Origin of the sequence: Acrocarpospora phusangensis (assembly GCF_016862995.1) — a bacterium.
GTDB classification, from domain to species: Bacteria; Actinomycetota; Actinomycetes; order Streptosporangiales; family Streptosporangiaceae; genus Acrocarpospora; species Acrocarpospora phusangensis.
In genome coordinates this window covers 139,128-157,712 of record NZ_BOOA01000007.1, presented here as the reverse complement: position 1 = coordinate 157,712, position 18,585 = coordinate 139,128, and the positions used below count along the sequence as shown (strand labels likewise).

Genomic DNA, 18,585 nt, shown 5'->3' with positions numbered 1-18,585 from the left:
AAGGAGGGATCATGGCAGGAAAGACCAGCGGCATCGGGTGGACGACGTTCACCCTGGCCGACTCCGGCGGCACCCCGCGTGATGTCCGCAACGACCTGACCGGCCTGCAGTTCGGGACGCCTCGCGGCGTGTGGGACGTGACCGGCATCGACAAGTCCGGCATGGAGCGGCGCCTGCTGCTGGCCGACTTCAGCACCACTATGAACGGGGCGTTCAACCCGGACGCCAACAAGTCCCACGACGTGCTGAAGACCGTGCCGTCCACCTCCGTGGCGCGGGCGATGGCTCTCGGCCACGGTGGGGTCACCCTGTCGGTGAACATCCTGATCACGGACTACAGCTTCAACCGGGCACAGTCCGGTGAGCTGCCGTGGACCGCGCCCGGCGTCCTCGCCGACGGCGCTGTCCCCACATGGGCGGCGGTCTGACGATGGGTTTCGTACGCGCCAACGAACTCACCATCGACTTCGATGAGGACCACGAGCTGCACGGCCTGGAGGTCAAGATCCGGCGGCTTTCGGTGGAGGAGTTCGTCGAGGTCGAGAAGGTTCTCGACGGCCCCGGCCTCCTCCCCAAGATCGACGTGTTCGCGCAGCTCCTCATCAGCTGGAACAACGAACGGCCGGACGGCAGCGCGATCCCCGCGAACGCCGAGGGCCTGCGTTCGATGGACCTCCAGTTCGCGACCATGCTCATGAACGGCTTCACCCGGGTCGTCACCGGAGCGCCGCGCCCTTTGGCCGCATCCTCGCGGCCTGGCGGGCCGGACCCGGAGGTGGAGGCCAGCATCCCCATGGAGTAGCGGTCCCGCGCGAGCTCGACCGCGCCCGCTGGGTGTTGCGGGTGTGCGACCGGTTCAAGGTCCTCCCCAGCCAGGTGCTGGCCGAGGACGCGCAGACGCTGATGTCCCTGCTGGCGATCGAAGAGGCGGGCGGCGGCCCCGACTGGAGGTGAGAGATGTCGAACGAGGTCAGGATCACGGTTACAGCCGAGAACAAGTCCGGCCGGACCCTCGCTGACGTCAACGCCGAGTGGCGCGCCTTCGCCCGAGACCTGGAGCAGGTCGGATCCTCCGCCTCCGCGAGCACCCGCAGGATGTCCTCCTCCACCGGGGCCGACCTGGGGGCGGTGGGCGCCGCCTTCGACCGCGGGGGACAGCGTGCGGGCGGGTTCGCCAAGGCGACCGACCGGGCTGCCCTCGACGCCGCTTCGTCGATCAAGCGGATGCGCCGCGAGATCGACGAAGCCCTGTCTGGGATTGGCGACATCAACATCGGCGTGTCCGGCGGTGTCAACGTCAGAGGGCTGTTCGACGGAGTCGAGGAGGAGGCGCGCGAGGCCGGCGAAAGGGCCGGGGACGCGTTCGTTGAGGGCGCGGACGGCCCCTTGCGGGACTCGGGCGGCCGGTTCAGGTCCTCGGGCTCCAAGGCGGGCAAGGACGTCGCGGATGGCTTCCTGGACGGGATCGAGCCCGTCGAGGCCAAGACGTTGGCCGTGGCCACTGCGATAGGTGCGGGACTGTCCCTCCTCGGCCCGGTCGGGCAGCTGGCTGGCGCGGCGATGGCGCTCGGCGTGGGTGGCGGCTTGGCCGCCATTGGTGTGAGCTCGGCTGCGTCCTCCGATCAGGTCAAGTCCGAGTGGTCAGACCTCGGCAGCTGGTTCAAGTCGGAGCTGGGCGCGCTGGACGATCCGATCGAAGAGTCGCTGATGCGCATCCCGGATATCGCCCGGGACGCGGGCGCCCAGCTGCGGGGCGAATTCCATGACAGCTTCGCGGCCATCGGTCCGCAGCTCACGGACTTCGCCGCAGACTGGGGCAAAACCATCGGCGGTGCCAACCTGAGCGCCGAAACGAACGGTTTCGTGCAGGTCTTGGACGCCATCGGCTACCGAGCCGATGAGATCGGCGGCGAATTCGGCGAGGCCTTCGACGAGATGAGCCGGGTCGCAGCTGAGCACGCGGACGACATCGCATCATCGATCGAGATCATCGCCACCGGTCTTAGCGAGACGACCAAGTTCATCGGCTTCCTGGCTGATGACTGGAACCGGTCCATGGGAGAGATGGAGCAGGCGTTCAACTGGTGGCTCACCGCCGGCAACATGGACCGTGAGTGGGTCGCGGATCTCGACAACAGCGGTGAGGCAGCGGCCCGCGCGGCCGCGAGCGCGGTCGAGATGGCCGCCGGATTCTTCGAGGCCAGCGAAGGCGCAGATGCCCTGGCCGGGGGGATCGCGAACGTGTCGGCCGCCATGGCCGAGTACTTCACGCCCGCCTCCGATGTCCTGGCCGCTCAGGTTGCCCTCGATAAGGCGATCGTCAAGGCGGGCAATGCCCTCTTGGACCAGGAAGGCAGTATCGCAGGCAACGAGAAGGCGCTGTCCGAGCTGGTCAGGGCGATGGAGAAGCGCATCGAGGCCGACTCGGTCATGAACGACAACATCAAGACCTCGACCGATCTGCTGATGGACCAGATCCCCGCGATGCTGAAGCTCGCCAAGGGATCCGAGGAAGGTACGGACGCGGTAAACGGCCTGGTCGCGGCCATCGGAGGGACGATCGAGCAGGTCGGGAAGGCGATCGTCGTCACCGACAGCTTCGGCAACAAGGTCAAGATCCTCCCGAACGGCAAGGTCGTGAAGATCGAAGCGGACGACAAGGGCACGCCCGTCTTCAACAAGTTCATGAACCTGATCGGGAAGGCGAATCCGAAGCCTGTCGCGATCCGCGCGGACGCCTCCCAAGCCGAGGGTGTGCTGGCGTCGCTGCTGCGCAAGATCGGGTCGTCCAGCGCCAACGTGTCCGTGGGCGTGCTGGCCAACCAGCGGGCGCACGGGGGTGCCATCGGCGCGTACGCGTCCGGTGGGAACACCCGAGCAGGCGCGCTCGCTCAGTCCGGATCGGCGATGGCGCTCGTCGGCGAGGCCGGCCCCGAACTCGTCCGCCTGCCGTACGGGTCCACCGTGATCCCGGCCGGGCAGACCCAGCTGATGCTGGAAGAGGGGGCAGGCATCATCCGCGGCTACGCCTCTGGCGGCCCGCTGGGTACTCCGGTGCTGGCCCCTCCGCCGATGCCCCAGCAGACGCAGCCGTACGGCGGAAGCCTCCTCGGCCAGTTCGACCCACGGTCGGGCAGTGGCGGCGGCCGGGTCGAGCTCGACGTGGTCAATCCCCGGTACGTGACGCAGGACAGCGGCTACATGACTTCGGGCGGCTACAGCGGAGGCAGCTCCGGAGGAGGCGGTGGTGGCGGGGTGGGGACCGGGCCGACCCCTGGCCCGCAGGAGGACACCATCTCCACGTACGTGCCGATCGGCCGGCCCGGCGGGAGCAAGCCTCCACCCGTGATCGACACCAACCCGGTCCCGGCCGCCCGCCGCGGCGACGACTTCGGGGCGGGATTCTTCGCCGGGTCTCCCGGCTTCTCCGTCTCCGGCGGTGGCGGAGGTGGCGGCGGATCGTCATCGGGCGGCGGGCGCGGGCCCGACGGTGTGGGCTTGACGATCAACGTCTACGTCCAGGGGTCGATCAGATCCGACCGCGAGATCGAGGACATCATCAACAGCGCCCTGCTCAGGGGCGCCTTCAGGGGGGCGCTGCAGTCATGACCCTGCGAGTGGTTGACCAGGCCGAAGAGCACTTCCTGGACCTCATCCTGGCCGTGAACTACACGGTGAAGCTCTTCGTCAACGACCCCGAAGACGGCCTGAACGACACCCAGATCAACGCCTTGGACGAGACCGACTTCACCGAGGCCACCTTCACCGGCTACGCGGATGCCGACCTGACCGGCGGCAGCTGGACGACCACGGCCGGGAACCCGTGCGCCGGGACCTACGGCCAGCAGACGTTCACCCGATCGAGCACGGGCACACCGCAGACGGTCTACGGCTACTACGTGGTGCGCACCTCGGACAACAAGCTCCAGTGGTACGAGTACCTGAACGCGCCCGCAGTGATCGAGTTCAACGGCGAGTACATCCAGGTCACGCCCCGGTTGACGTTGGCGGACACGGTGGACGCGTGATCGCCGCTGACCGTGCCCGCGAGGTGCACGCCGCGACCCGATCTCACTGGGGTCGGGGCGGGTACGCGCGCCTGGAACGCCCGTACGGGGACGGCGGGCTGCTGGTGGTGGAGCGGGAGCCCGAGTTCGTTTACGGGCGTGACGGCGAGCTGGTGGGCGTGGACGCCTGGGTCCAGCTGTTCGGCGCGGACGGGCGGGAACGGAAGATCGATCCGCACAGGCGGATCATCAACCCGCCCACCAGCGTCTGGCAGCGAGAGGGCGCGATTGCCGATCCAGTCGAGGCGTTCTACCGATCCGTCGCGGACTGCGTAGAGCGGGCCCCGCACCCGCGCGGCTGGACCCGCCGCCGGGATCGCGGCACCGTCACCGCTGTCCTGGCCGGGACCGGCGACGGCTTCCTTGACTCGTTCAACGCCACGTACAACACCGCCCGGTCGGGCTCCAACCTGAACGCCGACACCAGCAATTTCGTCATGGCCGTCGGTCAGGACGTCGGGTTCTCCGTCTACCAGAGCTACGTCGGCTTCGACACGAGCGCGATTCCCGACGCCGACACCGTCTCGGCCGCCGTGCTCTCGCTGTGGCTGGACAACGACGAAAGCGCCACCGATTTCACTGTCGAGGCCCGCCAATTCAACTGGTCCAGCGGCGGCCTGACGACGGCGGATTGGATCGCCGGGGCGAGCCTGTCCGGCAACACGCTGCTGGCCTCGATCGCCACCTCCGGCATCGGAGCCAGCGGTGCGTACAAGAACTTTACGTCTGAGGCTGCCCTGCTCACGGCCACCGGCATGAAGACCGGCACCGTCTACATGAACCTCTCCTCGTCGCGGACCCGGACCGGGACCGCCCCGTCCGGGGGCAACCCGGAGTACGTCCTGTGGGCCGCAGCTGACGCGAGTTCGGCTGAGCCCACGCTGACGATCACCCACGCGGGCGCTGCGCTCGCGCCCCCCATGTTCACCTCCCGCCCGCCCCGAGTCTGGAAGGTCTACTGATGGGCCGTATCTACGCCGTCCCCTTCACCGGGACAATTACCGCCGCTGGCGGCAACGTCGACATCTGGTCGTTCCAGCCAGCCGACGACCTGCCCTGCTGTTTGCGCGGCTTCCGCCTCGGCAACCGATCCGAGGTCGGCGATGCCGCTGAAGAGTCGCTGGAACTCACGGTCAAGCGACTGCTGGCCACCGTCACCATCGGTTCGGGCGGCGGCTCGGTAACGCCGGAGGAGGTCGGCCGGTCGAACCAGGCCCCGAGCTTCACGGCTCGCGCCAACGACACCACGGTGGCCACCACGAACGGCACCACCGAGACGGTCGAGGAGCTGGCGTGGAACATCAGGAACTCGCCGTACGAGATCTGGTATCCCGACCCGAAGTTCGCCCCGGCCTTCGTTCAGGGCGAAGCGCTGGTGATCCGGCAAGAAACCACGGCCGCTGACGACTACACATTCTGCGGTACGGCGTGGGTGGAAGAGGGCCTGGGCTAGCCCGTGCCGAACATCGCGTGGCGGCCGCCATTCACCAAGCGGGGACAGAACTGGCTGCCCCCGTCGAAGGTCGTGCAACCGCCCCTCGCCACCATCGAGGGTGCCGGCGGCGTGGTCATGGGCGGGGCCGCAACAGTCACGGTCTTCACCCACACACAGGTCGCCGAGATCGTCGGCTCCGGCGGTGTGCTTGTCGGCGGAGCGGCAACCCTCGCCGCCGCCCACCGGGTCGCCGCCATCACCGGAGCGGGCGGCGCGCTGGTCGGCGGATCGGGCAGCCCGGCGTTCCGGCACACGCCCCCGGTCGCCAGCGACGTCACGATCGAGTGGGACTTCGACAACGACCTCGACTTCGACGAGGACGTAGAAGACATCACCACGAAGGTGATGGCCCTGGAGACCTTCTCCGGCCGCGACTGGCCTTCCCAGCTGACCGGCACCGCCGGGCCCGGCCGGTTCAGGGCAATCCTCAACAACGAGGACGACCGGTTCAACTACTTCCAGTCCAACTCCCCGCTCAACCAGGGAGCGTTCTCCCTCAACACGGGCAGGAAACTGCGGGTCCGCACCTCGGACGCCGCCAGCCCCGACCCGCTGCTCATCGCGCTCGACCGGTTCCGCCGCGCCGACTCCACGTCGCTGGGCAGCGCTGACCCGGGCGGTTCCTGGACGCAGCCACTCGCCGACGACTTCGAGATCATCAGTCAGCACGCCGTTGCCACCGACGAGGGCGAACCGCACCTGGCCTACCTCGATCTCGGGGCCGCCGACTACTACCTCCAGGTGCTGATCGCCGGGCTCGGATCCCTCACCAACCAGGTCGGCATCTGCTACAGGTACGTCGACAGCAACGACTACAGCCTCGCCGTCATCGACTGCGCAGCCCAGGCCGTGCGCGTGCTCAACATCGTGGCCGGCGTGGAGAGCGTGGTCGCGTCCGTCCCGGCCGAGATCTACTCCGGCGTGACCCTCGGCGTGCTCCTGGACGAGGACGAGGTGACCGTCTACGTCGAGGGCATCCCCCTCACCACCGCTACCGCGATCAACACCAGCTCAGAACTGGCCGGCATCTACGCCGTATGGGGCACCGGGGACACCGCGCCGGTCATCGACAACATCTTCGCCTGGAACGGGCTCGGCACCACCCAGGAGGGGATCCTGTGGACGGGCGACGTGTCGGATGTGGCCCCGTCGGTCATCCCCGGCCCGGTCAAGGTCGCCAACCTCATCGGTGAGGGCTGGCTGTCGAAGATGGCTGCCCAGGACGTCGCCCCGCCCACCTCGGTTCCCGGCCGCCGTACCGGCCGGCTGCTGGGCGCCGTGCTCGCCGAGTGCGGGCTGATCCATCCGCCCGGCCCGCTGGACTTGGGCGAGGTGACGACCGGGCCGTTCGCGATGCAGCCGACGACCGCGCTGAGGGTCGCGCGGGCGATCGAAGAGGCCGAGTTCGGCTTCATGTACGAGCTGCCGGAGGGGCCGATCGCGTTCGACTCGCGCACCGCCCGCGACGGCAGCACCGCCCTGGTCACCTTCAGCGACCAGCCCGAAGCCCAGTTCGCGTACGGGTCGATCAGCCCGATGGACCGCAAGCGGGAGATCTTCAACTTGGTGTCCGCGGGGGTGTCGCCGTACGCGCTCGGCGAGGGAGCCGTGCTCTACACCGACCCCGGCCCGTACATCCTCGCGCCGGGCGAGTCGGTACAGCTCGCCGCCAGCTACTCCGGCACCGACGGGATCGTCACCCGGTGGACCGGCCACACCCGAGGCGTGTCCGCGCCCGCGGCACCGTCGGGCATCACGGTCACTCAGCACTCGCAGAACACCAACCTCAACGGTGAGCAACCGTTCACCATCACGCTGCCCACCACGGCCACCGGGGACTTGCTGCTCATCATCATGGCGCCGGGCGACTGGGACGAGAACGTGCCCTCCGGCTGGGACCTGCTCTCCCCGGACGGGCTTGGCAGCTACTACAAGGGCCTCGTCTTCGGCCGGATCGCCGAAGGCGACGAGGTCAACGATGAGGTGGATTTTCAGATCGAGCGGGGAACGGTGGCCGCCCAGCTGTACCGGATCACCAGCTGGTTCGGCGACTTCAGCGGTATCGCCCTCACGCCGACGGTGTTCACGTCGGGCAACCCGAACCCTCCGCTGATCACGCCGCCGTGGGGTGCGATTCCCACCCTCTACTTGGCGTGCGGCGGTATGTCGCTCCCGAGCACGAACGTCACCCCGACACAGTCCGGCATCCCCTCGAACTATGGGGACAACGTCTTCACGGTCGGGCCTGCACAGGCCAACGGCGGCGGAAACGATCGGCCCTGGCTGACCGTCAGCCGCCGCGTCGCGGAGTTGACGACCGAGAATCCCGGTACGTACGCGCTGAACACGGGGGCGACCTCCAACGGCACGATGGCGTGGACGATCGCCATCCGCGGGACCACCGCGCCGGTCCCGGTCACGGGCGACACCCCGGCCGGGACGAACGGCGTCTTCACGATCAGCTACGTGGACGCGATCGGCGGCGATTTCCAGAGCCACACCGCCATCGAGGTGTCCGGCGTGCTGCTCACCCGCGGCGACGACGTCACCGTGCAGGAAGAGGACGTGGTCTCCCAGGAACGGCACCGCGCCAAACGGACCTACCGCACCTCCGCGTCGCTGTTCGCGTCCCCGGCCGACGCGCTGACGTACACCAACCTCGTGCTGTCCCGGCACGCCAACGACCGGCCGATCTTCTCGATCTCGTTCACGGCCAACAAGAGCGCGGCCTACCGCCACCAGGCGCTGTCTCGCCGTCTCGGCGACCGCATCCACCTGGTGGCCAACTATGCGAGCGGCCTGGGAGTGGAGGCGGACTTCTACATCGAGTCCATCGGCCACGCCCTATCCGAGGGCCGCAAGCGGTGGGTGGTGACGTGGGAACTCTCACCCGCCTGACCAGCATCCCGATCTCCACATGGAGGGTTACATGAAGCGCATCCTCGCCGCCCTGGCGGTTCTCATCCTGGCCGCCGCCGGCCTCACCCCGACCGCTGCCATCGCCACCGCGAGCACCGCCGAAGTGCTCATCGCGGTGTCCGCCCCGGCCGTGCAGATCCAGACCGTGCGCTACAACGTGAAGGGCGTCGACACGCCGTCCAACGCCCGCTACGAGTACGTCGTGATCCGGAACGTCTCGGCCGACTCGGGCCAGGACATGACCGGCTGGACGCTCGAGGACGCCGTCGGCAACACCTTCACGTTCCCGGGCAGCACGGCCGCGCCGTGGATCCTCGCGCCGGGCGCCTGGGTGGTCGTCCACACCGGCCGCAACCTGCAGCCGAGCGCGGACATCACGGCCACGATCAACCTGTACTGGGGCCGCTACAACCACGTGTGGAGCAACTCGGGCAAGGACTCGGTGGTCCTGTACACCGCCGCGGGAGTGCGCGTGGACAGATTCAGTTACGACGACTTCACCTTCACGCCGTAATGACCGCCGACATCCCGGTCCAGGCCGTGCCCCCGCCGGACCGCACACCATTCACCCGAGGGGGGAACTTGAGCGACGACGCCGACACCCGGGACCGGCTCACCCGGATCGAGGGGAAGATCGACCTGATCGGCATGCAGCACACCGCCAGCGAAACCGTGTCCCGCGACCATGAGGAGCGGATCCGAGCGATCGAGCGGTGGAAGTACGCGCTACCGGTCTCGGCCCTCGGTGCGCTCGTCGCCGCGGCGACTGCGCTCATTGCCGCATTCCGAGGAGGTGCCGCCTGATGTCCGAACCCATGCCGGTTCAACCTGCTCTCCGTGCGCTGCCCCGCCCGGAAGACGGCGAGCAGGACGTGACCCAGGACCCGACCGACGTGTTCGAGAGCGAGGTGGACGATGGCGAAGAGAGCGAATGACCTGCTGGCCGTTGCCCGCGCCGAACTGGGCACGGGGGAGCGCGCGGACGGGAGCACCAAGTACGGCTCCTGGTACGTGCGCGCGAAGCCCGCACCCACGGCGTTCGCGGCGGCGGCCTGGTGCCAGATGTTCACCGCATGGTGCGCCAACCAGATCGGACTCGGCGAGGACGTGTTCCCCCGAATGGCGTACACGCCGTACGCGCGGGCCTGGTTCAGGGAGCGCGGCCAGTGGGGCAGCAAGCCGCGGGTTGGCGCACTCGTCTACTTCAACTTCCCGGGCGGCGACCTCGTTGACCACGTCGAGATCGTCGAGGCGGTCCGTACGGACGGGGCGATCGTCACCATCGGCGGGAACGTCGCCAACGCCGTGAGGAGGCAGGTGCGGCGGGCGAACATCGCAGGCTTCGGCTACCCCCTGTACGGCACGGACACGGCGAAGACCTGGACGGAGGAACTTATGGAGCAGCTGCCGCTGATCAGGCAGGGGTCAACCGGGTGGGCGGTCAAGCGGGCGTTCTACCTGCTGCTCTCCCACGGATACACCCTCGACCCGAAGGCCCTCGACACGACGGTGTACACCGGCGCGATGAGGTCGGTCGTCGTGGAGTTCCAGAAGGCCAAGGGCCTGGAGCCGGACGGGATCATCGGGCCGAAGACCTGGCCCCTGCTCGTGTTGCCGTAGCCACCCACCGAACGTCCCGCCGGATGGCTGGCGGGCAGTCCCTGAAGGAGGGGCTATGCACGGAGAACCCATCACGTACAGCCGGCCGCCGGTCGAGGCCAAGGTCAAGGCCATGACGTTCGTCCAGTACATCCTGGGCGTCGCCGGCCTGGCGGTCCTGCAGGTCGTGGACGCGGATCATTCGCTGATCGAGTTCTTGCCGGACTGGCTGGAGGCCGTGGGGATTCCGCTGATCCCGACGGCGATGGCGGCCGTGGCGGGCTACAAGGCCCGGCACACGCCGCGGCCGGACCTGCCGGGGCATCAGCGGTAGAACGTCGCGCTCGACCTGAGAGCCAGCGCGACAGGACGGCCCCGGGGGGCGCGACCCGGGGCCGTTCGCATGCTCGTCAGCTTCGGCTCTGGCTCATCCGGACCAGGGCGCACTCGCTGACGGAGGGGCCGCCCAACAACGCTGTGGCGTTGATCGCAGCGCCCGGGTTGGCGTTGCACAGGGTCATCCACGCGATGGAGTCGCGGACGAACCCGACCGCCCAGTAGATGAGCAGGCCGACGAGGACGGCCCCGAGTGCGGTCCTGAAGGCGGGCGTGGAGCGGCGGATCTGGACGGGCTGGGGCATCATGAGGGGGCTCCTGTGGCGGGGGCGTCAGGTGCCTGTGAGACGCGCGCTCGCGCTGGAGGGTTGACAACGTCAGGGCTCGCAGGTCCACCGACGGCGACATAATCATCACCGCTCGGTGCGACTCATCCCGGAATGCGGCGACTTAGCGTTGACCGTATGGGAGGACGTGCGCAGCGCCGGCAAGGCGCGCCGAGACGCCGTCTCCCATGGGCTCTCCCCACCGCCACGATGCTGTTCGGCCTGGCGGCCAACTTCAACAGCGCGCCCACCGTGGCTCAGATGGTCTTTGTAGCCGCAGCATGCGGAGGGACGGCACTGCTGGCATTGGACGGCACGGCGCGCACCCATTTAAAAAAATCTTGACCCAGAAGAGTATTGCGTGCAAGAGCTGGTGCAATTTGCATTGTGTAGGCCGCTTCATGAACTCGGCTGCTTGGGCGGCGAGACGAACGTGCCCAGCCCGCGCACCGTGTAGACGTCGCCAGACTCCATCAGCTTGACCACGGCCTTACGCGCCGTGCCCCTGGCCACGCCGAACTCCTCGACCAACTGGAACTGGCTCGGCACCGCCTCATCAGGCCGGTAGGTGCCGTCCGCGATGCGCTCGCGGATGATGTTCGCGATCTGGTCGGACTTCGGGAGGTTCGGCTTCCACACGATCACGCGCCGACCGTATGCAACCACGCTGACCTGTAGGAACCCACACTTCATCATGCTTGGCTATAGCCATCCATACGCAAGCTGCCTACGATGACCCCGTGTCCCGGTCTGCACATGACGAGCCGCCCGAACTGGGCAGCCTGCGCGACGAGTTCGGCGAGCGATACCGCTTCGAATACGACGGCCGATTTCACGCGATCACCCACGGACCCGCTTACGGGTTGCCCAGTGCGTACGTCGACGACTTCGCTACCGGCCTCGCCGAGCAGCTACGGAACAAGGCACGAGAGGCGTGCAGCACGTGACATGGACTAACCAGGCTTGGCAGGAGCAGACCCACGCGGGCCCTTGGACGATCAGGTGGGCTCGTCGCCCGAGCGGAGCGATCCGAGGCAAGGTCGGCAGAGTCACGGTGGCCCGAATCACGGAGACGTTCGACGGGCTGGAGATTCACTCCCTTCTGCCTGCCGAGAACGGCTCCGCTGCGCTAGAGCGCCGCACCACGTGGGAAGACGCCCAGCAGCGGGCCGGTGAACTCCTGCTCGACTTCTTCGTCCGGCTGACCGACAAGTCCCCATGAGCTGGTCGGCACGGCTTGCTGCGCAGGAACTGGCCGTGCCGACCGATCAACCCCGAGGCTTTGGCCGGCCTCGGGAAGGGACTCACCAAGGAGGTATTTGAGGGACCTCGGTGAGGCCAGGGACGGCCCGGGTGCCTCGGGAAGGGGCACCCGGGCCGTCTTCAGCTTCTCGCGCGTACCGCCTAGAGGGCGGACAGGATCGGGTAGACGTGGTCGCCAAGGCCGAGAGCGGCGGCGAGCACGATCACCACGACGACGACTCTGATGTGTCGGCCCCAGGATTCGGGAATGGTGATTTGGAGCGAGAAGTCGGACATGCGAGTCTCCGTTGTCGAAATGGACGAATGGCTCATAAGGCCACCGACCGTTTGCTTCGACGCTCCGCATCCGGATACCCTCGCGCTGTCACTTGCTGGGGGTTTGTGAGCAGTCGGCAAATGGTCGGTCGCCATCAACCTCCGCAACAGAGGGCCTGAGCCGTGCCAGCGGCCTGGGCCCTTTGTCGCTCTCCGGCAACATATCGGCTTGAGACCATTGTTCCAACATGCATTGGACTCATACCAATGACTGGAACCAGACGATTCATTATCATCTTTATGATGAATTGTCTGGCTGGGAGGGGCACTGGCCAACGGGTTCTGGGAGCGAAGCGTCTCTCCCGTGATACCGCATGCAAGACGTGGACGACGGGCTCCAGAACTGATGCCTCACACCTCGCTAGAACCGCTAGGTCGCAGGTCAGCACCCGTTAGACCACCTGCTAGGGCCTAGCGCCACGCCAGGCCCTAGCAGTACTCCTAACGAGCCCGTGCGGCAACGTCCTCCCGGTAATATCCGCGTCCGGCGTTCCCGCCGTCACGCCAGATCTGCCGCACCTGCACACCGCGCAAAGCGTCGGCCAGGTGCTGGCGCGTCCAGCCGAGCCGCTCGGCCAGCTCCCCGGGCAGGAGCTTCTCGTCATCGCCGAACGCCGCCAGGATCTCCGCCGACCCGCTTACGACGATGCCGTCTTGCGCGGTCTCTCGGGCGGGCAGGGTGCCGGCCGCCGCCCGCAGTGCGTACGCCGCATCGGCCACGGCCACCAGGTCCGGCCCCTCGTCGTTCAGGTAGTACGACCGAAGCTTGACCGGGTCGGCGCCGTCCGCGTCCAGGATCCCGACGCCGCGGTGCGTACGCGGGATTTCCGACGCGTCGTACCCGGCGCCGGCCGCTCCCGGGCCGAGGACGGCGTTGGAGGCGATCACGTCCGGGCAGCGCATCGCCCACCGCAGCGAGCACACGCCCTTCAGCTCCGGCGGGATGCCCTCCTTCGTCATCCGCTGGGTGGCCAGCACGAGCAGGATCCCGGCCGCCGGTCCGCGCGAGGCGATGTCGGTGGCGGCCTGTACGATCTCCGGTCCGTGCGGGGAGGTCACGTAGTACCTGGTTTCGTCCACGATCGTCAGTTCGATGTCCACGCCCAGCTGGCGGCACAGTTCGGGGTTCAGCTTCGACGAGCCGCCCGCCTCGTCGAGCATGTCGAAGACCTGCTCCATGCGGTCCTGCATCCGGCGCAGGTGGTCGAGCAGCCCGGCCGCGTTCCGCTTCTCCGCGGTGTGCGCTATGCGCCGCCACGGCCGATGGTCCCCGGCGCCCTTCCCGTCCCACAGATGGATCCTCGGCGTGACCGCCAGCGCCGCCGCGCCGATGATGCCGTTCACCGCCGCCGACTTCCCCGCCCGCGGCTCCCCGGCGACCAGGAGTGAGGCGTCAACGAGCCGTAGGCGCTCCTCCCGGCCTCGCGCGTTCACCCCGGCCGGAATGCCCGCCCAGAAGTCGATCGGGTCCGTACGGCCGAGCAGGGGCGACGGGTGCAGCTTGAGGAACGGGTCCGACTTGGCCACGAACACCTCAAGGCGGCCCGCATGCTCGGGCACCAGCGTGAAGACGACCTGCGTCTCCCCCGTCCCGAGCGCTGAGGCGAAGTCGCCCTCCTTGCCGAGGCAGGCGCGAGCACGCTGGCCGGGCGGCAACTGCAGGACCGTCGACCAGCCGTCCGGTTCGGTCAGCACGGGCATGGCCAGCTGCATGCCCTCGGCGCGGCCGAGCTTGGCGGCAACGGCAGCCCGGGTGACCAGGTTCTCGCTCGGGGTCTTCTTGTTCAGGCCCGGGAAGCCGGGCTTCTTGGCGCGGTGCTGGAAGCGACGGCTGCCCTCGATGATGGTCCCGGCCGCGACCGCCACACCGACCCCGGTGAGCGGGGCGGGCGTCCACCACAGCATGCTCGCTCCGCTGCCGGCCGCGTACAGGCCGCCGACCCACCAGGCGGTACGCCGCCGGCGGGTACGGACCTGCTCGCGGAACATCGGGTTGTCGGCGTCCGCGTAGTCGTCGGCGCGGATCCACCGCCACCCCTTGGCGGTCATCTTCCCGGTGCCCACGGCGGGCGTCGCCACGATGGTCCATGCGCCCTTGACGGCACGGCTCCCGTACCGGTGCTGGCGGGTCCACTGGATGAACCGGCGCACCCGATGCCGCCTCTCCCCCGGGCCGGCGGGCATGGCAGGGACGGGTGCGGGGACGGCCGAGGGCCGGAGCGGAATGACTTCCGCGTCCGGCCCGTGTTCGGCGGCTGGTTCAGCCATCGCGCCGCCCAGTCCCGTTCACGGCGGCGTACCGCTCTCGCAGCACCTCGCCCGGAGTCGGCCCGGCAACCAGCCCGCCATCGGCCGATTCCGGGACGGGTGTCTCGGCGCGCCCCTCGACCGCCGCAGCGATGAGTTCGCCCGCCCGCTTCAGCGAGACGCCGTACTGGCTGGCGACGCGGTCGGCCTGCGGCATACCGAGCTGCCCGGAGAGATCGGCCGCGACCGCCTCGATGACCACGTGGCCGATGGTCTGCCGGGCCTGGGGGCGGGTGAGGTTGAAGCGGTCGCCCAGGCCGCGCTCAGAGATCGGCTTGCCCTCGGTGATGGAGGCTTCGTAGGCGGCGCGGGCCGCCTCGCTGGCCGTGCGCGGTACGGCGGGCGTCAGGACCGGCACGTCGGCGATGGGCACGGAGGGCTGGTCGGCAGGCGGTCCGGAGATCGCCGATTCGGCGACGATGGCACCGCGGCGGAGCATGCCCATCAGCAGTTCGTACGCCACCACCAAGACCAGCGGCGCGACCGCGCTGATCAGGCGGGATTCCCATCCGCCCGACCAGCCATGCGCCACATTGGCAGCGAGTGTGGCCAGCGCGCCGGCAGCCAGGGTGAGGCGGGCGAGCCATGGCGCTGCCTGGCCGCGCTTGGACGTGTCGAGCATGACGAGCGACGCCATGGCGATCATGCCGTCGATGAGGACGGGCAGCGTCCACGCCACCTCGGGCGGCTCCTTGGCGGCGATGGCCAGACCGAACTGGTGGCGGAACGAGACGTACGCGGCGACGGCCGCGATCACCGAAATCACGGTGAAGGCGAAGCGGCGCGTGGCCGGGCTCATGGCCGGGCGAGGGTTCGTCATACCGACCCCTCAGAGATGAGCCGGTAGCCGCACGTGAGGGCCGCTCCGAGGATGCGCAGGTCCGCGAAACCCAGGTGGCTCAGCAGAATGCCGAGCACTTCGGCGCGCGCCTCGGACAGCTCGAAGATGTGGCCGATCAGCGGGAAGCCCTTGGCGTCCACCAGGACGTAATCGGTCTCCTGATCTCCGATCAGGGTGAGCTCGATGCGATGGGCGGTGACCAGGCCGATGGAACGGAGGTGGCTGAGGTCAGGGTGCGGTGCGGGGACGCCGCACCAGGCCGGGCACTCGCCCGAACGGTTGTTCTCTGGCGCCTGGTCCCGGGCGTCGGGTACTTCTTTCAAGGTCTCCATCTCCTGTCTTGGCAGGGGTTGGGGGAAGCCCTCCGGCCAGCGGTGAGGTCGCCGGCCGGAGGGCGGCCGAGAGGGTTAGGGCCGAGCCGTCTCGCGGGCGAGCGTGGTCTTGCCGAGACGCAGGGCGGCGGTGAAGTCGGGCATGAGCTGGAACGGCACCATCGCCAGGGCGTCCGCGATCAGCGACGCCACGTCCGGGTTGATGTCGACGTTGGTCGGCTTCGCGAGGTCGAGGCCGTACTGGACGCGCACCCACGCGTTGGCCGGGTCGCGTTCGTCCACAAGTCGGTACAGGAGGGCGGCGACGGCGCGGTCTCCGCAGTCGATCGTGGTGAGGTCAGCGATGTGGGCGCGGCCGTGGGGCTTGTTCCACACGGGCCGGCCTTCGCCGCACCAGCTGACGGGGCAGTGCGGCGGGCTGACGTGGGCGCTAGGGTCGATGACCATGCCTTGCTCCTGTGTGTGCAGGGGTGGGGTCAGGACCCGGGCGGGTGGTGAGACACCCGCCTGGGTCCGTTGCGCTATTCGATCTCGACGGCGTCCCCGCCGTCGCTGGCGTCCTTGAGCCGAGCCGCTGCGACCTGCAGGAGCAGATCCCTAGCGAGTTCCTCGGCCTGGTCGACCGTCAGCTCCTGGCTGGCCGGACGGACACACAGCGCCGGGGCGCCCATGTCGGCGCATTCCGTCATGGCGATGTCGCCGTACTCGCCCTGAAGGTCGCGGCAACATGCCCCGTCGTCGGTCCGGTGGCCGCCGGTGTGGTCCTCGCACCATGGCGGACATTCGGGTGTGGCGCGTTCCGGCCGCTCCCCGATAAGGCGCCCGGCGATCGTCACCCCCAGAGACGTCACGAGCCTCTTGGCCTGGTCGAGCGGGAGTTCTCCTACGATCGCCGCCGCGAGGGCCGCGATGAAGCTCTGGGCCTCCGTGAGGGACAGTTCAGGGACTTCCTTGGCCCCGAGGTCCATCTCGAAGGTGAGCCTCGGCTCGATCTCCCGGTACTGCTGTGCCAGGTTGATCTCGATGGCGCGAGGGAGGTAGCGGGGCGCGTTCTCGCTCCCGTGGTTGAAGAACCTCATGGTCAGGAGTTCGACGCGACCGACGTGCCCCATGTGGAGGCGGTCCGAGCCCCATTCGTTGGCGGCGTGCAAGCCGTCGCACCAGGCGGGGCAGTCACCCGTCAGCCAGGTGACGGGCGAGGTGTCGGGGGCGAAGTCGGTGCTGGGGGAACTGGTGTCGGCGTCGTCGTTGGCGCCCATACTGTTGTTCATGGGTCTCTTTCCGTTCCGTGCACTCGGGGATAGGGATCCAGGCCGGGCCGGGTGGTAGGACACCTGGCCCGTCCGTCTTCTAGTCGTCGTAGTCGGCCTGTTCGCGCCGGTACTCCTCCTCGGCCTGGGGGCCGATGCAGGGGCCGCCGCGCCTGCCGGACCACTTGCGGGTGCGAGCGGCCCGGTCGGCGGCGTGGATACGCGAGGCGACTCCGGGCGTGTACAGAGCCGCTGCGGCCAGGGCGTCACGAAGGTCGAGGCTTGCCCCGGTGGCGTGGTAGTCGCCTCGGCGGGCGAGGACGCGCGTTTCGGGGAGGCTGGCCATCCCGGCGGGGATGATCTGGACCTCGTAACCCTCGTCGTGCAAGGCGGACGCGAGTTCGCCGATGGTGGCGTTCGCGAGGATTTCGCGGGTGATGGGGACCACCAGCACCCCCTGCCCTGTGGGGCCCGTTGCGGGGGTGGGGTGTTGGGTGTTCACGCTGCGCTCCCGTAGGTGGCTCGGGTCTTGAGGTGGGCGGCGAGGCGGTGGTAGCAGTTGCGGCCGCTGAGCCCGGCCTTGCAGCCACAGGTGTGGACGGTGACCGGGTACCAGGTCTCCCCGTCGCTGCCGATCGCGGCGAACGCGCCGTTGGAGCTGGTGGGGATGATCGCGGCCTGCTCGACGAGCTCCAGCGCCTTCGCGACCTGGGCGGGCTTGTACTCGTCGGCGATCGTGAGGGTGATGACCCAGCGACCGTTGGCCTTGGCGGCGTTGAGCTTGCCCTGTTTGGCGTGGCGCTGGATGGTCCGCACCGAGACGCCCAGGGCGGTCGCGGCCTCGCGGGTGGTGACCTGGATCTCGGTGCTGGCGGACATCTTTGCTCCCTCAAGTCCCACGATTAACTGTGTGGGACCACAGTAACAGACAACCGTGGTCCCACACAATAAAGCGTGCGAGAATCCCCGTGGGAACACGAAAGGAAGAAGATGCCGACCGAGCCTGACGACGAGAGCGCCGGCCACACGCACCACACCCGGTTCCGGATCCCCCGGCCGATGTGGGATGCGTTCGGGCGCGTAACCGAACGCATGGGCGGCAACCGGACCGCCCGGCTGCTCGATCACGTGCGTGCGGACATCCGTGACCACGGAGATGAAAAGGATCTCGCCGACCTTGAGGCCGGGGAGCGGGAGCTGCGTGAGCGGCGCTCCCGGAAGGGCGGGCGTCCGCCCGGGAAGAAGGCGAACGAGTAACACGCCGGGCCGTCGCCTACTCCCCCGGGCCGTCGGTGGGCCGTCCGACAGCCACCGGACGCCACCGACGGCCACCAACGTCCACCGGTGTTTTACCAGCTCAGAAGGGCTGCACGGGGACCTGGTCCAGGTCAGCAAACCGGGGTAAGCAGAACACCGCCTACAACCAGCCGCCGCACCCGAGCTTCTTCATCGGGGACGGCATGGCCACGCCCGCCAAGCCCAACGTGTACGTCCGCTGACCCCGGTCCGGGTCCGTACGCTCCCCGGACCTGGGC

26 protein-coding genes are annotated in these 18,585 nt (G+C 68.6%); 16 read left to right on the top strand and 10 right to left on the bottom strand.

Going from position 1 to position 18,585, the window contains the following annotated elements:
• Positions 1 to 11: 11 nt before the first annotated feature.
• The 12 genes from Aph01nite_RS06470 (at position 12) to Aph01nite_RS06420 (ending at position 10,414) form a co-directional block, all read left to right on the top strand.
• Positions 12 to 428 carry a hypothetical protein gene (locus Aph01nite_RS06470; protein WP_204039819.1) on the top strand — a complete coding sequence of 139 codons (417 nt, stop codon included), beginning with the start codon at positions 12 to 14 and terminating at the stop codon, positions 426 to 428.
• A gap of 2 nt (positions 429 to 430) precedes the next feature.
• Complete coding sequence (locus tag Aph01nite_RS06465) at positions 431 to 802, top strand: hypothetical protein (RefSeq protein WP_204039818.1); 372 nt, start codon at positions 431 to 433, stop codon at positions 800 to 802.
• A gap of 326 nt (positions 803 to 1,128) precedes the next feature.
• A complete protein-coding gene (locus tag Aph01nite_RS06460; RefSeq protein WP_204039817.1) occupies positions 1,129 to 3,609 on the top strand; it encodes a hypothetical protein in 2,481 nt (826 codons plus the stop codon).
• A complete protein-coding gene (locus Aph01nite_RS06455) occupies positions 3,606 to 4,028 on the top strand; it encodes a hypothetical protein (RefSeq protein ID WP_204039816.1) in 423 nt (140 codons plus the stop codon). Before Aph01nite_RS06460 ends, Aph01nite_RS06455 begins: the two co-directional genes overlap by 4 nt.
• The gene (locus tag Aph01nite_RS06450) at positions 4,025 to 5,029 is read left to right on the top strand and encodes a hypothetical protein (RefSeq protein ID WP_204039815.1); all 1,005 of its coding nucleotides are present in this window, start codon (positions 4,025 to 4,027) and stop codon (positions 5,027 to 5,029) included. Before Aph01nite_RS06455 ends, Aph01nite_RS06450 begins: the two co-directional genes overlap by 4 nt.
• Positions 5,029 to 5,520, top strand: a complete 492-nt coding sequence (locus Aph01nite_RS06445) for a hypothetical protein (RefSeq protein ID WP_204039814.1) — start codon at positions 5,029 to 5,031, stop codon at positions 5,518 to 5,520. Before Aph01nite_RS06450 ends, Aph01nite_RS06445 begins: the two co-directional genes overlap by 1 nt.
• A 3-nt stretch (positions 5,521 to 5,523) precedes the next feature.
• On the top strand, positions 5,524 to 8,460 hold the full coding sequence (locus Aph01nite_RS06440) for a hypothetical protein (RefSeq protein ID WP_204039813.1): 2,937 nt from the start codon (positions 5,524 to 5,526) through the stop codon (positions 8,458 to 8,460).
• A 31-nt stretch (positions 8,461 to 8,491) separates the two neighbouring features.
• The gene (locus tag Aph01nite_RS06435; protein ID WP_204039812.1) at positions 8,492 to 8,995 is read left to right on the top strand and encodes a lamin tail domain-containing protein; all 504 of its coding nucleotides are present in this window, start codon (positions 8,492 to 8,494) and stop codon (positions 8,993 to 8,995) included.
• Positions 8,996 to 9,063: 68 nt separating this feature from the next.
• On the top strand, positions 9,064 to 9,285 hold the full coding sequence (locus Aph01nite_RS06430; RefSeq protein ID WP_204039811.1) for a hypothetical protein: 222 nt from the start codon (positions 9,064 to 9,066) through the stop codon (positions 9,283 to 9,285).
• Positions 9,285 to 9,416, top strand: coding sequence for a hypothetical protein (locus tag Aph01nite_RS42055; RefSeq protein WP_275418656.1), 132 nt, complete (start codon positions 9,285 to 9,287; stop codon positions 9,414 to 9,416). The genes Aph01nite_RS06430 and Aph01nite_RS42055 overlap by 1 nt, the downstream gene beginning before the upstream one ends.
• A complete protein-coding gene (locus tag Aph01nite_RS06425) occupies positions 9,397 to 10,101 on the top strand; it encodes a CHAP domain-containing protein (RefSeq protein ID WP_204039810.1) in 705 nt (234 codons plus the stop codon). The genes Aph01nite_RS42055 and Aph01nite_RS06425 overlap by 20 nt, the downstream gene beginning before the upstream one ends.
• 55 nt (positions 10,102 to 10,156) lie before the next feature.
• Positions 10,157 to 10,414, top strand: coding sequence for a hypothetical protein (locus tag Aph01nite_RS06420; protein WP_204039809.1), 258 nt, complete (start codon positions 10,157 to 10,159; stop codon positions 10,412 to 10,414).
• A gap of 76 nt (positions 10,415 to 10,490) precedes the next feature.
• Here the strand turns inward: Aph01nite_RS06420 and Aph01nite_RS06415 are convergent, their stop codons facing one another.
• Both Aph01nite_RS06415 and Aph01nite_RS06410 read right to left on the bottom strand, forming a co-directional pair.
• Positions 10,491 to 10,724, bottom strand: a complete 234-nt coding sequence (locus tag Aph01nite_RS06415) for a hypothetical protein (protein ID WP_204039808.1) — start codon at positions 10,722 to 10,724, stop codon at positions 10,491 to 10,493.
• A gap of 417 nt (positions 10,725 to 11,141) precedes the next feature.
• Entirely contained in the window at positions 11,142 to 11,387 is a 246-nt protein-coding gene (locus tag Aph01nite_RS06410; protein ID WP_239161431.1) for a GntR family transcriptional regulator, read from the bottom strand.
• A gap of 95 nt (positions 11,388 to 11,482) precedes the next feature.
• On the opposite strand from Aph01nite_RS06410, the gene Aph01nite_RS06405 reads away from it, so the two are divergent.
• The gene (locus tag Aph01nite_RS06405) at positions 11,483 to 11,689 is read left to right on the top strand and encodes a hypothetical protein (protein WP_204039806.1); all 207 of its coding nucleotides are present in this window, start codon (positions 11,483 to 11,485) and stop codon (positions 11,687 to 11,689) included.
• Between the two features lie 107 nt (positions 11,690 to 11,796).
• Positions 11,797 to 11,964 carry a hypothetical protein gene (locus Aph01nite_RS06400; RefSeq protein ID WP_204039805.1) on the top strand — a complete coding sequence of 56 codons (168 nt, stop codon included), beginning with the start codon at positions 11,797 to 11,799 and terminating at the stop codon, positions 11,962 to 11,964.
• A gap of 182 nt (positions 11,965 to 12,146) precedes the next feature.
• Here the strand turns inward: Aph01nite_RS06400 and Aph01nite_RS42050 are convergent, their stop codons facing one another.
• From Aph01nite_RS42050 to Aph01nite_RS06365, 8 genes are all read right to left on the bottom strand, one after another.
• A complete protein-coding gene (locus Aph01nite_RS42050; protein ID WP_275418652.1) occupies positions 12,147 to 12,281 on the bottom strand; it encodes a hypothetical protein in 135 nt (44 codons plus the stop codon).
• Between the two features lie 480 nt (positions 12,282 to 12,761).
• On the bottom strand, positions 12,762 to 14,588 hold the full coding sequence (locus Aph01nite_RS06395; protein ID WP_204039804.1) for an FtsK/SpoIIIE domain-containing protein: 1,827 nt from the start codon (positions 14,586 to 14,588) through the stop codon (positions 12,762 to 12,764).
• Positions 14,581 to 15,447 carry a DUF2637 domain-containing protein gene (locus Aph01nite_RS06390; protein ID WP_204039803.1) on the bottom strand — a complete coding sequence of 289 codons (867 nt, stop codon included), beginning with the start codon at positions 15,445 to 15,447 and terminating at the stop codon, positions 14,581 to 14,583. Before Aph01nite_RS06390 ends, Aph01nite_RS06395 begins: the two co-directional genes overlap by 8 nt.
• Entirely contained in the window at positions 15,444 to 15,791 is a 348-nt protein-coding gene (locus Aph01nite_RS06385; RefSeq protein ID WP_204039802.1) for a hypothetical protein, read from the bottom strand. The genes Aph01nite_RS06390 and Aph01nite_RS06385 overlap by 4 nt, the downstream gene beginning before the upstream one ends.
• 84 nt (positions 15,792 to 15,875) lie before the next feature.
• Positions 15,876 to 16,247: a hypothetical protein gene (locus Aph01nite_RS06380; RefSeq protein ID WP_204039801.1), complete on the bottom strand. Its 372-nt coding sequence runs from the start codon at positions 16,245 to 16,247 to the stop codon at positions 15,876 to 15,878.
• A 74-nt stretch (positions 16,248 to 16,321) separates the two neighbouring features.
• A complete protein-coding gene (locus tag Aph01nite_RS06375; RefSeq protein WP_204039800.1) occupies positions 16,322 to 17,071 on the bottom strand; it encodes a DUF6907 domain-containing protein in 750 nt (249 codons plus the stop codon).
• Between the two features lie 79 nt (positions 17,072 to 17,150).
• Positions 17,151 to 17,552: a hypothetical protein gene (locus tag Aph01nite_RS06370; protein WP_204039799.1), complete on the bottom strand. Its 402-nt coding sequence runs from the start codon at positions 17,550 to 17,552 to the stop codon at positions 17,151 to 17,153.
• Positions 17,549 to 17,929, bottom strand: coding sequence for a helix-turn-helix domain-containing protein (locus Aph01nite_RS06365; RefSeq protein WP_204039798.1), 381 nt, complete (start codon positions 17,927 to 17,929; stop codon positions 17,549 to 17,551). Before Aph01nite_RS06365 ends, Aph01nite_RS06370 begins: the two co-directional genes overlap by 4 nt.
• A gap of 111 nt (positions 17,930 to 18,040) precedes the next feature.
• Between Aph01nite_RS06365 and Aph01nite_RS06360 the strand changes: the two genes are divergently transcribed.
• Both Aph01nite_RS06360 and Aph01nite_RS42560 read left to right on the top strand, forming a co-directional pair.
• Entirely contained in the window at positions 18,041 to 18,307 is a 267-nt protein-coding gene (locus tag Aph01nite_RS06360; protein ID WP_204039797.1) for a hypothetical protein, read from the top strand.
• 35 nt (positions 18,308 to 18,342) lie between these two features.
• Positions 18,343 to 18,549, top strand: coding sequence for a rhamnogalacturonan lyase family protein (locus Aph01nite_RS42560; protein ID WP_373872263.1), 207 nt, complete (start codon positions 18,343 to 18,345; stop codon positions 18,547 to 18,549).
• Positions 18,550 to 18,585 lie beyond the last annotated feature (36 nt).